Origin of the sequence: Providencia manganoxydans, assembly GCF_016618195.1 — a bacterium.
Classification (GTDB): Bacteria; Pseudomonadota; Gammaproteobacteria; order Enterobacterales; family Enterobacteriaceae; genus Providencia; species Providencia manganoxydans.
The window spans coordinates 2,980,864-2,993,242 of record NZ_CP067099.1 but is presented as its reverse complement, the minus strand read 5'-3'; the positions used below and the strand labels follow the sequence as shown (position 1 = coordinate 2,993,242).

The 12,379-nt window shown below is 39.1% G+C and carries 11 protein-coding genes; 7 read left to right on the top strand and 4 right to left on the bottom strand.

All coding sequences use genetic code 11. The features are described from left to right. Positions 1 to 41 precede the first annotated feature (41 nt). The 4 genes from JI723_RS13465 to JI723_RS13450 all read left to right on the top strand — a co-directional run bounded on the left by JI723_RS13465 (position 42) and on the right by JI723_RS13450 (position 4,238). Entirely contained in the window at positions 42 to 824 is a 783-nt protein-coding gene (locus JI723_RS13465; protein WP_272580891.1) for an SDR family NAD(P)-dependent oxidoreductase, read from the top strand. Between the two features lie 191 nt (positions 825 to 1,015). Then, a complete protein-coding gene (locus JI723_RS13460) occupies positions 1,016 to 1,945 on the top strand; it encodes a Dyp-type peroxidase (RefSeq protein WP_070925098.1) in 930 nt (309 codons plus the stop codon). A gap of 373 nt (positions 1,946 to 2,318) precedes the next feature. Next, on the top strand, positions 2,319 to 3,695 hold the full coding sequence (locus JI723_RS13455) for an alanine/glycine:cation symporter family protein (protein WP_070924849.1): 1,377 nt from the start codon (positions 2,319 to 2,321) through the stop codon (positions 3,693 to 3,695). Between the two features lie 177 nt (positions 3,696 to 3,872). After that, on the top strand, positions 3,873 to 4,238 hold the full coding sequence (locus JI723_RS13450; RefSeq protein WP_272580890.1) for a hypothetical protein: 366 nt from the start codon (positions 3,873 to 3,875) through the stop codon (positions 4,236 to 4,238). Between the two features lie 147 nt (positions 4,239 to 4,385). Here JI723_RS13450 and JI723_RS13445 read toward each other — a convergent pair whose 3' ends face one another. Then, entirely contained in the window at positions 4,386 to 5,015 is a 630-nt protein-coding gene (locus tag JI723_RS13445; RefSeq protein ID WP_337979455.1) for a TetR/AcrR family transcriptional regulator C-terminal domain-containing protein, read from the bottom strand. A gap of 139 nt (positions 5,016 to 5,154) precedes the next feature. On the opposite strand from JI723_RS13445, the gene JI723_RS13440 reads away from it, so the two are divergent. Together JI723_RS13440 and JI723_RS13435 are read left to right on the top strand one after the other, a co-directional pair. Next, positions 5,155 to 6,237: an HlyD family secretion protein gene (locus JI723_RS13440; RefSeq protein WP_272580888.1), complete on the top strand. Its 1,083-nt coding sequence runs from the start codon at positions 5,155 to 5,157 to the stop codon at positions 6,235 to 6,237. Between the two features lies 1 nt (position 6,238). Then, positions 6,239 to 7,753 (top strand): MFS transporter, encoded by a 1,515-nt coding sequence (locus tag JI723_RS13435; RefSeq protein WP_337979454.1) that lies wholly within the window; start codon positions 6,239 to 6,241, stop codon positions 7,751 to 7,753. 40 nt (positions 7,754 to 7,793) lie between these two features. Here the strand turns inward: JI723_RS13435 and JI723_RS13430 are convergent, their stop codons facing one another. After that, entirely contained in the window at positions 7,794 to 9,614 is a 1,821-nt protein-coding gene (locus JI723_RS13430) for an FUSC family protein (protein WP_337979453.1), read from the bottom strand. Positions 9,615 to 9,723: 109 nt separating this feature from the next. Between JI723_RS13430 and JI723_RS13425 the strand changes: the two genes are divergently transcribed. After that, positions 9,724 to 10,194, top strand: coding sequence for a MarR family winged helix-turn-helix transcriptional regulator (locus tag JI723_RS13425; protein ID WP_337979452.1), 471 nt, complete (start codon positions 9,724 to 9,726; stop codon positions 10,192 to 10,194). A gap of 73 nt (positions 10,195 to 10,267) precedes the next feature. Here the strand turns inward: JI723_RS13425 and JI723_RS13420 are convergent, their stop codons facing one another. Together JI723_RS13420 and JI723_RS13415 are read right to left on the bottom strand one after the other, a co-directional pair. Then, entirely contained in the window at positions 10,268 to 11,272 is a 1,005-nt protein-coding gene (locus JI723_RS13420; RefSeq protein ID WP_272580884.1) for a substrate-binding domain-containing protein, read from the bottom strand. Between the two features lie 39 nt (positions 11,273 to 11,311). Then, positions 11,312 to 12,319, bottom strand: coding sequence for an ABC transporter permease (locus JI723_RS13415; RefSeq protein ID WP_349481051.1), 1,008 nt, complete (start codon positions 12,317 to 12,319; stop codon positions 11,312 to 11,314). Between the last annotated feature and the right edge of the window lie 60 nt (positions 12,320 to 12,379).

Sequence of the window (12,379 nt, the reverse complement as noted above, 5' to 3'; positions counted from 1 at the left end):
CTATCCCCTATCGTTTAGTGACTTTATCAAAAGGAGGTAATATGAAACAACAACATTATGCAGTGATAACGGGGGCTAGCTCAGGAATCGGTCGTTCAATCGCTAAGGCATTCGCGAAGAAAGGAATGAATATTATTGCCGTTGCTCGCAGAGATAACTTATTGGTTAAATTAAAGGATGAGATTGCGGGTATAAACCCAGATATTAAGGTGATAGTTAAAAAGTGTGATTTATCGTCGACGGAACAAGCGATAGCATTTTATCATTCGCTAACTCACTACCAAGTACAGGTATGGGTGAATAATGCAGGAATGGGATATTACGGCTCAGTTTCAAGCCAACCGGTTGATAAAATCCAAACAATGCTTAATTTGAATATCCAATCGCTGGTTATTTTATCGAGTTTATATATCAATGATTATCGTGATATTGCAGATACTCAGTTAATCAATATTAGCTCAGCAGGAGGGTATACGATTGTACCAAATGCTGTGACTTATTGTGCCTCAAAGTTCTTTGTCAGCAGTTTTACTGAAGGTTTAGCGAGAGAGCTTATTGCCGAAGGCGCTCAATTAAGGGCTAAAGTTTTAGCACCAGCAGCAACAAAAACCGAGTTTGGTCAAGTCGCTAACAATGTGGAACACTATGATTATGATGTTTCATTTGGTACATATCATACCAGTGAACAATTGGCTGAGTTTGCCATGGCGCTATATGACTCAGACAGTATGACGGGGTATGTCGATAGGGAAAGTTTTAATTTCCAATTAGTGGATGGCAAAATGCTGAATGCGTATAACAGCAAATTTAATCAGAAATCATAACAACCTCAAATATCGCCTGAATAATGAATCAGGCGATATTTACTGTTTTTTATCCAAATAAGAATGTCTCTTTTGGTGATTAAAAAAGTATTATCTATTAAGTGGTTAATATCAATGAAGTTGGGTGTTCATTGTATTATAGTGGAACCATTATCATGAAAATGAAAAACAATGGAAAAGGTATAACCCCTATGAAATATCAAGATGTCACTAAAACTCCAGGAGAGAATTCATATTTCCTCGTTTTTAATATTGTTGATAAACAAAAGCACCGTGATCAGTTGGTCTCGTTTTGTAATAATTTATCCGGTCTAATTCGCAGCATGAGAACGCGTTTCCCCGCACTTGAAACTAGCTGTGTGATGGGATTTGGTGCCGATGCATGGGAAAGTTTATTTCCTCAATTGGCTAAGCCACAACAACTTACTCCTTTTAAAGAAATAAAAGGTAGCCGTCATACGGCTGTTTCCACACCGGGAGATTTATTTTTCCATATTCGGGCGTTAAATGTTTCTGCTTGTTATGAATTAGCTTCCATTATTAGTCAGCAGCTCGCTGGTATGGTGACACATGTCGATGAAGTACATGGATTCCGCTATATGGATGGGCGCTCGATCATAGGTTTTGTTGATGGCACCGAGAACCCTGAAATGGAAGATGAGCGTGTCGATTATGCTGTTATTGGTGATGAAGATGAACAATTTGCAGGTGGTAGTTATGCATTTGTTCAAAAATATATTCATGATATGAGCGCATGGCAAAGTTTGAGTGTAGAAGAACAAGAGAAAGTAATTGGTCGCCATAAATTTAATGATGTGGAATTGACTGATGAACAAAAAATACCGAGCTCGCACAATGTTGTGACTAATATTAAAGATGAAAATGGTGATGATTTAAAAATTGTTCGCGCCAATATGCCATTTTCTAATCCTTCTAAAAATGAATACGGTACTTACTTTATTGGTTATGCAAGGTATTTTTCAACGACGCTTCGTATGTTGGAAAGCATGTTTCTTGGCAGTGAAAATGGTGCCACCGATGAGTTGTTAAAATACAGTACCGCTGTTACAGGGACACTATTCTTTGTTCCATCACCATCAATGTTAGATGATATTGAATAAGCCATATTTATTTTGTTCTGAGGTTATTTGTTAACCTCAGAACCCATTTAACAGGGATTCAACTATTACCGCTCTGAATAATTCGAGGGGGAGCTAGGTAATAAGCGAACAGATCGCTAGGAGCCTAGAAAACTAGACGACGGGTGAGGGTAAAAGTCGTTAAGAACGTTGCAACTTGCATTATAACTCGTCTGATTTAAACCCCAATGGTAACTCGTGACATTTCTCACATTCCTTCATCTCAACTGAACTTTTAGCCGCTTTTTTCTCGCATATATTGCGTTTATCGTCTTTATTAAAGTTTATAAGTAAATGTTATCAATTTGTAACCGTTAAATAAAGAGCGATATAAATAATAAGAAGAGGGAAACGAATGGACTTGATTACGACATGGTTAGGTGAGTTAAATGGTATTGTATGGGGCGTTCCAATGCTCATTGGGATCCTCGGTGTTGGCATTTATATGCAGATCCGATTAGCCTTTTTACCTATTCGTAAGCTGGGGACTGGCTTTAAATTACTTTTCCAAAAAAATGGAGAACGAGGTGAAGGGCAGATTTCACCATTTAATGCCTTGATGACTGCTTTGTCGGCAACAATAGGCACAGGAAATATTGCTGGTGTTGCGACTGCGGTCGTGATGGGGGGACCAGGTGCGCTGTTTTGGATGTGGATCACGGCACTCGTTGGTATGGCGACTAAATATTCAGAAGCTGTACTTGCTGTGCGTTTTCGTGAAGTAGATAAATATGGCCAATATGTTGGTGGCCCTATGTATTACATCAAGAACGGTTTAGGACCTAAATGGGTTTGGTTGGGCACTTTATTTGCTTTTTTTGGTGCCTGTGCCAGTTTTGGTATCGGCAACACAGTGCAAGCTAACTCTGTCGCCGATGTGTTAGAGAGCAATTTTGGTCTACATAAATGGCTAACTGCTGGAGCGCTTGTTTTATTGGTTGGCGCTGTTTTAATTGGTGGATTACGTCGTATTTCTGATGTTGCAGGTAAGTTAGTCCCATTTATGACCGTTGCCTATTTTGGGGCTGGTTTATTGGTTTTAGGACTTAATTTTAGTGAGATCCCCACTGCATTTTCTTTAGTTGTAACTTCAGCATTTTCTCCTGTTGCTGCACAAGGTGGTTTTGCCGGAGCCGCGGTATGGGCTGCTATTCGTTTTGGGGTAGCTCGAGGCGTATTTTCGAATGAAGCAGGTTTAGGGAGCGCACCAATTGCGCATGCTGCTGCGAGAACACAAAACCCGATCCGCCAAGGGTTAATCGCGATGTTAGGTACCTTTATCGATACTATCATTGTCTGTTCTGTCACGGGGTTAACCATCATTATTACTGGTGGTTGGCTAACGGCAGAAACCGGTGCAACATTGACGGCATCATCTTTCCAATCAGCAATACCCGGTGGTAATTATATTGTCGCGATTGCGTTAGCTATTTTTGCATTTACGACCATTTTAGGGTGGAGCTTTTATGGTGAAAAATGTGTTCAATATCTATTTGGTTTAAGGGCGATTAAGGTATTTAGAGTGTTGTGGTTGATTGCTTTACCTATCGGCGCGACGCAGTCACTGGATTTTGTTTGGTTGTTAGCTGACACCTTGAATGCCATGATGGCGATCCCGAATCTTATTGCATTGTTAATGCTAAGTCCTGTTGTATATCGACTGACTCGTGATCATATTAAAGATGTCAACGCTGATAGTATTGATATGGCAAACAAGCTATATGAGAAGTAAATAGTTAGACGAAGCTTCATAGGATTATGGAGCTTTGTTTATTTACCAAAAATAGTTCCACATGAATAATTAATCATCGGAAAATTTTGCAATTGATTGGGCAACATGTTTTTATAGAGACAATACCCTGATTTTATAAGTAAATATTGCTCACGATTTTGAATGTATGGAGCCATAATGATAAAAAAAGCGTTTACCATCACACTGCTTCTTGCTGTATGTTTTCCGGTCTTTGCGATGAAAGAGTATCAGCTTCAATGCCCTGAAGGGGAAAAAATGACGATACTCCATACTAACTATTTGATCTCAACATTGAAGAGAGGCTCACTCTTTATTCTTTCTCACCCAGCTATTCGTCATAGCGATAATAATGTTAAGTATAAAATTTACAATTTCCTAAATGGAGAGTCATTAGTCAAAACAACGGGGAATAACAAGCACTATTATTTTATTTATAAAAATGGTGATAGGGTAGAATGTAATAAGCTAAATGAAACCGAGCTAGAGATTACCAAACTACCCATTGTGCACAATATTGGTTAAATTATCGACACATTACAGTCACAGTGAACCATGAGAGCAATACACCATTGTTGCTTATTTTTTCTGTCTATAGCATTAAGTTACCCTAATTGGTGTGACAATGTGGCTTGAAGTTAGTGGCTCAATGATACTGGTGCATAATGCTATTTAACCCTTGTTCGTTAGTCCATCAATAATCAGCTTTAGCCCATCTAAAAAACGTTCGTCATAGTTATTGGCAAATAACATTTCTTTAGCTTCCCATGTATGGGGAAATTTCTCTTTGGATAACTGATCAAATTCAGATTCTTTATTAATAAAATCGCTGTCTGCTGAGAATGTAGCCGCTTGTTGTTCAATGCAGCACCCAAGAATGAAATAAAATACTGTCATGGTACTACTGGCAGCGCTTTCTACAGGTATCCCAGCTTGCATAAATGTTTTAATCAATGCGTTGTTAATACGTAATACATTGTCAGAAATAATATAAGTACCCGCAAAGACACGTGCGCCATCTCGATGCTTTAATAGAGCGTTTCTAAGTTGAGACGTTATCTTAATTAGGTTCGTTGACCAATCATCTTCGTATTGAAAATCGACAGCGACCATGGCGACAATATGGTCGGCCATTCCTTCGACGAGCGCTTGCTTATTATTGAAATGCCAATACAGTGACGCCGCTTTGATGTTAAGAGCATCAGCAAGCTTTCGCATCGTTAAGCCTTCAATTCCTTCAGTTTCTAGCAGCATTAATGCTGTTTCTAATACCTGTAAACGGGTAATTTTGGGTGTTCTCATAAAAAGTCTCATTTAGTCCTTTATTCCCTAACGATGTTAGTTTAACATATTTAAATAACCTAACGATGTTAGATTATGAATTTTTTTATTTAGGCAGAGTTGCTCAAGCTAATGATTGAGTCGTATTGAGGTTAATAAAATGACGACAAATGGATCTAAGCCTTTCTCACAGAAAATAATTTCTTTAACACCTTGGCTCAGCGTGTTATGCATTGGTGTTTTTATTCTGTTTACCACCTTAAATTGGGATAAATGGTTAGGGTCTAAACGCTATCAAGAGTCGAATAATGCGTACATTAAAGCCGATTCAGCCATATTGAAATCACGTATGACAGGTTATGTAGCTAGTCTTTTGGTCGATGATTATCAATTTGTTCGCCGTGGAGATGTGATCGCGAAAATTGATAATCAAGAAGATGTTTTCAAACAGAAAATAGCCAAAGCCAATTATCAAAAATCTGAGCAACAGTTGAGTAATTTAGCAGGAGAAATCAAGGAACAAGAGCTGACGATTGAAATGCTATTTAATCGCTACCAAGCTGCAAAAATTGAAGTTGAGCAAATGAAGCGTAGCCCCTTATTACGTAAAGCATTAATCAATAGTGGTGCAATAACCCAGCAGAATTACTTGGATGCTAACTCGGACTTACAGCGCTTAATTAAGCTAGAGCAAGCAGCAAAAGCACAATGGGAGCAAGCTAAACAATCAAAAACAATATTAAGTCAGCAAAAGGAAATACGGATTGCTGAGCGAGATATTGCATTAGCTAATTTAAAACAAGCAGATACTCAATTATCTTATGCAACAATAATCGCTCCATTTGATGGGCAATTGAATAAGGTAAAACTCAATATTGGTAGTTTTGTGACGTCAGGTACTGAAGTGGTCACGGTTACTCCCAATAAACAGCCTTACATTATCGCTAATTTAAAAGAAACACAGTTAAAGAATGTTCATACCGGTCAAGCGGTATCTGTCAAAGTTGATGCCTTTCCGGATGTTTTATTCAGCGGGGTTGTGCGTGATATAGGTGCTCAGAGTAGCGGTGAATCCGCATTAATTCCTGCTGATAATAGCAGTGGGAATTTCACTAAAGTCGTCCAGCGTATTCCTGTTTATATTAGTTTTTTATCTGAGCAAAGTGATTTAAATAGACTGAGACCCGGTATGTCTGTTGTTGTGAATATTGATACACAAAGTATAGCTCAAAAAGGTAAGTAAAATGTTCTTGAGTTTATTTTACGGAGCAAAAGAAACAAAACCACTATTTGCGGTTATTTCTGTTTTTCTTGGTGCTGTTTTATCAACATTATTTATTCGTATGTTTTCTCTTTCATTAGCAGATATTCGAGGGGTATTTGCATTCGATATGCAAGAGGGAACATGGATTAATGTTTCATTAAATTCAGCGCAGCTAATTAGTATGACATTAACGCCTTGGTTTATGGTCACTTTAGGTGCTGAAAAAATTCTAATGTCTACGAGTGCCATTTTATTGGGTATTTTTTTAAGTACACCTCTTTTAGGTGGGTATTATGGCTTTGAAGTATTAATTGTGATCCATTTTATTTTAGGCTTATGTTTAGGGGTCTACCTTCCGATGACCATTTCATTAGCTTTAAGAAGCTTACAACCTAGTGTTTGGTTAATTGTTATGGCGGCATACAGCTTAAGGGTTTCTTTGGGGATGGATGCCGGAGTTGGAATTTCCGGCACTCTTGTTGATACATTTAGCTGGCAATGGCTATATTGGGTATGTGCTTTTTTCGCTGTATTGATATTTATTTTTGCTTGGAAAGGTATACCGTTAAGTAAAGTTAATTATGCGCTACTATCTGAAACCGATTGGGGCGGTATGGCGCTGAAAAGCTTAAGTTTAGTTTTATTATATGTCGCTGTTGTTCAAGGTGAAATGTTGGGGTGGGAGAACTCTGGGTTTATTATTTCATGTTTAATTAGTAGTGTTATTTTATTCGGTATTTTTATTTGTAGAGCATTATTTTTCGATAAAACTTTTGCTCAGCCTCATTGGCTGGCAAATCGCAATCTATGTCTTTGTTTTATAATTTCGTGTTTATATGGTTTTTTAATGCTAGCGAATTCGTTATTTGTTCCTTCATTTTTATCTTCTATTGGGGAATTAAAACCACAGCAAATTGGCGAGGTCACTAATATTGCATTTATTGTATATCTACTCTTCAGTCCTATAGCTGTGTGGCTGGCTAAACGAATTGATGCTCGGTTATTGATGACAGTAGGTGTTGCACTCATAGGATGCAGCTGTATTTTAGGTATGCAAGTTGATTATCAATGGCGAGTGCATGAGTTTATTCCTTTGATGGTGATACAATCGATAGGTGAGTGTTTAGTTTTAATCGGTTTAATTGCGTCATTTGTTGTCAATATGCAACCTCAATTTGCCTTGCATTTGGGCGCTTATGTTTCTATCGCAAGGGTATTAATGCCAGCTATTTCAGGGGCATTAATGAATACCTATTTACGCATTTCTTTTGATGAACATTTTGACGCCAAAAGAGCATTTATCCAAACCGGTGAGCAAAAGTTACTTTCTGAAGACACAAGTTTGACGCTTTTATCGCTGATAAATCGGGAAGCCTACGTCGGTTCCTTTATTAATGGATTCAGTTTGACGTTTATTATTGTTATTATTGCACTGATACTTATTCTATTTTTGAAGCCGCTGCCAAAGAATAACATTGTTCCTCACAATGAGTAAATCTATTGAATAAATATAAGGTGTTATTTATTGATTAATACTAAGGCATTTTTTCATCCAACAGTTTTTTTAAATGCACTTCTAATTGAGTAAGTTCGTTGTTTCTTATCTCATTTCGTTTTAGCTTTTTAAAAATAGCCGCAATTTTTAATGGCTCAAGCCTGCCTTGTTGAATACGCCTTTCAAGTGCATGGAGTGCTCTTTTTTTCGATTCATGATACGAATATCGCTTATGTAATATCAGTAAATTTAGCCAAATTCCGTGCCGTGTTGTAAAAAACGCTAATGTCGGCTCAGGATGTTGTTCATTTTTGCGTGCCAGCAATAATCCACTAAATAGTCGATGCATAAACTGGGTGGTTGAGGCTTTATTTCCCTGAATTAATCTATTGATACCTTGTTGGAATTGTTGCTCTGCAAGATACAATAATTGTCGATAACGTTTTTTAGGGCTGGTGGGATAAATCCATGCAAAAGCAACCATTGCGACTAATGGGCCAGAAACAATCGCGATCGCGTTGCCTATACTTTGTGCAAATGATAGCGAGTAGGGATAAGTAGGTTGCAGCAAAATGAGTGAAACCATAATGTAATCAAAGGCGATGAGGATCAGCTTATTATGGGAAAAAATAATCACACCACTGATTATTACAGGGATGATGAGAAAGGTCATTTGCCATGAAGAAGAAGCAAAAGGCCATAAAAGCCACGTACAAATTAATGCGGTAATGGCTCCAAGAAATTGCCCCGTAAAGATATTTTTCATAAATTTTGCGGGGTAATCTAATGAAGCAAACAAAGCTAGCATGACCGATAGACCGAGAGTGAGATAGGCCAAGGCTTGCCATTGCGTCCATAACCATAAAAGTCCTATTACGCCAATGGTAACAAATGAACGAAAAACAGTGTGCCATGCAGAAATTCTATCTTGATGGAGTTTTAATTTATCAATTTTCTTTATTCGTTTGATGGATTTCTCTTGCGTTACATAGTAAAGCGGGATCAATAAGGTTTTTAGGAGGCCATTGGGGCAAAGAGAGAGTATTTGCTTCCACTGTGTGTTTGTAGGTTCTTGGGGTGGAAAGTAAAAAGGTGCAATCGTTAGATAATTATCTAAGTGCAGTAGTATTTGGCTTTGTGAAATCAATTTTTGACGTGCTTTAGCGACTTGTTTACGGTGGTAACGCCAACCAATTCGGTTCGCTTCTAACATCTCTTCGTAACTTGTCATAAGTTGCCACAGTTGCTCGATAACCTGTTTTTTCACTGGTTTTTTCAATTCGAGTACGTCATGAAGGATTTGGTAAAACTGAGTATTTATTTGATCTCTAAGAGCAATGATGGGTTCTTGTTGACGTTTAGGCGTAAATAAAAAGTTAAAAACAACCGCTGAAAGTACGCCAACAAGAATAGTCCAAAGCCTATCCCATGCGACAGCAAAGAGGTTATTGGTATCATGGATACTGAGCATACTGACCATGACCGCTGAATAACCGGCAAGTAATGTGCCATAAGCAACAAAGCCTTTTTGCAGTTGACCTATACCACTACATCCACCTAACCAAATGGCAAGGCCAAGAATAAATAATAAAGGGTGAATTAAATTTAAATGAAGCAAAATCACCCCTGCAAGGACACCACTGACAGTACCTGCAAAGCGCCACCAACTTTTTTCTAATAAATTTTCACGCCAAGGTTGCGCAGATGCCCAAACCGTCATCGCTGCCCATTGTGGATGAATCAATTCTAAATATTGAGCGATAAAAAGTGCCGCAATAGAGGCACATGCGGTAATGACGGCAAAACGAAAGCGCGCTGCGTTAAATCCTAAGCGGTGCAGTAAAGTTGTATTTAGTGACATAAAATATGGGTAATTTTCGGGGTGTTAAATGGGGTGTTAGTTGATAAAATCAACCAAATGCCAGCTGATTATCGACTAATTGGTTGATAAAATCAACTAAAGAGGTGTTATGCGTACAGAACAAGCCCGAGTATTTGGCGTGATAAGTCGAGCCGCTCATCATTATATGAAATGGATGGGCGAGCCATATGGAATTAATGCGATTGAATGTTTGATGATTTTACATATCCATCAAAATGATGCTTTGACTTTGGAGCAAATTTCTAAAGCAATGGTAGTGGATAAATCCGTCACGACGCGAGGTGTAGGGAAATTTATTGAAAAAAAGTGGGTTGAGAAAACGAATAGTCAGATAGATAAGCGTGCGTACCATGTTTCTCTAACGGAGCTTGGCGCAACCATTGTCAGCGAATTAAACCATAAGTTAGATAAATGGAATGATTATTTAGCCGCCGATTTATCGGAGGAGCAGGCTGAGCAACTATTCCATTCACTTGAAAGTCTCACCAAGCGAGCACTTGAAAGTTCAGTGAATGATTTTCCGTTGATATGTGCAGATACAAAAGCATTAGAGAAATAGTGGCTATACTGATGAATATCACCGCCTTAAAATCAGGCGGCGATATTGTGTATCAATGAGATATGATAACGGCTTATTTACGTGCGTCTAATAGCTGTTGAGCATTCTCTTTGGTTACGACTGTCCAAGGAATTTGGTAGCGCTGATCTTTACCATCATTCCATTGCAGTTGATCTGCATATTGTTTCCAAATCGCTGATTTTGGCTGATAGCTATCGCCTTTTACTGATTTCATTGCGATATCGATAGAGCCTTGCATTTGTGCATTAGCATCTTGCAGAATGGACACCATTTCACCGTCCTGAACCGCAAAAATCGCATCAGAAACGCCATCAACACCAGCAATGGCAAAGCTGTTTACTTCAAGGCCCGCACCTTTAATAGCTTCGATAGCACCTAAGGCCATTTCGTCATTTTGTGCAATAACACCGTTAATTTTTCCACGGTGTTTTTGTAGCCAGTTTTCCATCAGTGGCATCGCTTCTGCCCGTGACCAGTTTGCGGTTTTGCGTTCTAATACTTTGATTTTTCCTGGGCCACATTCGGCAATGGCTTTATCGTTACCTTCACCACGTTGGATTTCACCGCTTCCCCCTTTAGGGCCTTCGATGATCACTACATTGCCTTCACAGTTCATTTTTTCCAGCACTGCTTTAGCTTCCATGTAGCCACCTAGAACGTCATCAGAGACAACTTCAGCGGTCATTTTGTCGGTATTTAGGCGGGCGTTAGTGACAATTACAGGAATTTTGGCTTCATTTGCCATGGTGACCACATCAATATTGGCCTCATAATCCATTGGGTTGATAATGATCGCATCTGTTTTAGTTTGAATTGCTGTTTCAGCTTGGTTATTTTGTACCATTGGATCATAACGGCCATCGTAAACGGTAATGATGGCTTCGCCGTCTTTAACCGCAGGATGCTCTTTTGCCGCTTTCTCCATTAACTGGACGAATTCAGCCTTCATGCCATACATCAAAATGGCAATTTTTACAGGCTCTTCTTTAGCTGCGAGCGCCATGTTACTCATCAACAATGCAGTGGTAAGAGTTGCAATTTTAGTCATTTTTTTCATTATTATACCTTTCACAGTGAGGGTTCAGTGTTGTTTTAATTAATCACGTCTTTGTTTACGTGAAGGGTCGAGCAGTACAGCGATGACGATTAATGCACCTTTAATAATTTGTTGGTAATAGGATGGAACACCTAATAAATCCAAACCATTGTTCATAACACCAATAATTAATACGCCGAAGAAAGTACCGACTAAGGTGCCGACGCCGCCAGACATACTGGTTCCACCGATGACGACAGCGGCGATAGCATCTAATTCATACGCGCCACCAGCACTCGTTTGTGCAGAGCCAGTTCTGGCGGTTAAGATCAAACCAGCGATCCCTGCTAGCGCACCACAGAGTGTATAAACTAATACTTTGACTTTGATCACGCTGATCCCAGATGTTCTAGCACTTTTGGGGTTACCTCCCACAGCATAAACATAGCGGCCAAAAGTGGTCTTATTCAGCAGGATCCAAGCGAGAGCGAAGATAACAATCAGCAAGACAACAGGGACTGGGATATCAAAAATATAGCCATTACCTAGCCATCTAAAATCGCTATTCAGTTGCGAAACAGGGTTACCGTCGGTGGTTAACAGTGTTAAACCACGTGCCGCAGATAGCATCCCCATGGTAACGATAAAGGGTTGAAGGTTAAATTTAGCTAAGATAGTGCCGTTGATCAGGCCACATATGATGCCAATGCCTAATGCGATGATCATCGGCACCATAACCGCATTAGCAGTATCACCGATGGAAAGCCCTGCGTTGGTTGTGGCGAAACGCGCAGCAACAATACCACTAAGAGCAAGAACAGAACCGACAGATAGGTCGACCCCAGCGGTGATAATCACAAAGGTCATGCCAATCGCCAATATACCGTTAATAGAAATTTGGCGTAACACAATCATCATATTGTCTTGGCTAAGAAAATAGTTGTTGGTCCATTCTCCACGAGCAACTTGTACTTCGCCAATGACTGCGACGATAAGGCAAAGCACAAAGAAAGCCATGATAATTCCATACTTATGCATGTTTTTCTTGTTGCGGGCGAGTAAAGACATCCCCGGTGTTGGTGTAGAGTAAGTAGTAGTCATTGTTTTTCTCTTAATTCTTTTAGTAAA

What these genes read in the sequence shown, in the direction of transcription:
- JI723_RS13460 (WP_070925098.1), top strand. Translation starts at nt 1,016, where the DNA reads ATGAAATATCAAGATGTCACTAAAACTCCAGGAGAGAATTCATATTTC.
- JI723_RS13445 (WP_337979455.1), bottom strand. Translation starts at nt 5,015, where the DNA reads ATGAGAACACCCAAAATTACCCGTTTACAGGTATTAGAAACAGCATTA.
- JI723_RS13415 (WP_349481051.1), bottom strand. Translation starts at nt 12,319, where the DNA reads ATGTCTTTACTCGCCCGCAACAAGAAAAACATGCATAAGTATGGAATT.
- JI723_RS13440 (WP_272580888.1), top strand. Translation starts at nt 5,155, where the DNA reads ATGACGACAAATGGATCTAAGCCTTTCTCACAGAAAATAATTTCTTTA.
- JI723_RS13450 (WP_272580890.1), top strand. Translation starts at nt 3,873, where the DNA reads ATGATAAAAAAAGCGTTTACCATCACACTGCTTCTTGCTGTATGTTTT.
- JI723_RS13435 (WP_337979454.1), top strand. Translation starts at nt 6,239, where the DNA reads ATGTTCTTGAGTTTATTTTACGGAGCAAAAGAAACAAAACCACTATTT.
- JI723_RS13465 (WP_272580891.1), top strand. Translation starts at nt 42, where the DNA reads ATGAAACAACAACATTATGCAGTGATAACGGGGGCTAGCTCAGGAATC.
- JI723_RS13425 (WP_337979452.1), top strand. Translation starts at nt 9,724, where the DNA reads ATGCGTACAGAACAAGCCCGAGTATTTGGCGTGATAAGTCGAGCCGCT.
- JI723_RS13455 (WP_070924849.1), top strand. Translation starts at nt 2,319, where the DNA reads ATGGACTTGATTACGACATGGTTAGGTGAGTTAAATGGTATTGTATGG.
- JI723_RS13430 (WP_337979453.1), bottom strand. Translation starts at nt 9,614, where the DNA reads ATGTCACTAAATACAACTTTACTGCACCGCTTAGGATTTAACGCAGCG.
- JI723_RS13420 (WP_272580884.1), bottom strand. Translation starts at nt 11,272, where the DNA reads ATGAAAAAAATGACTAAAATTGCAACTCTTACCACTGCATTGTTGATG.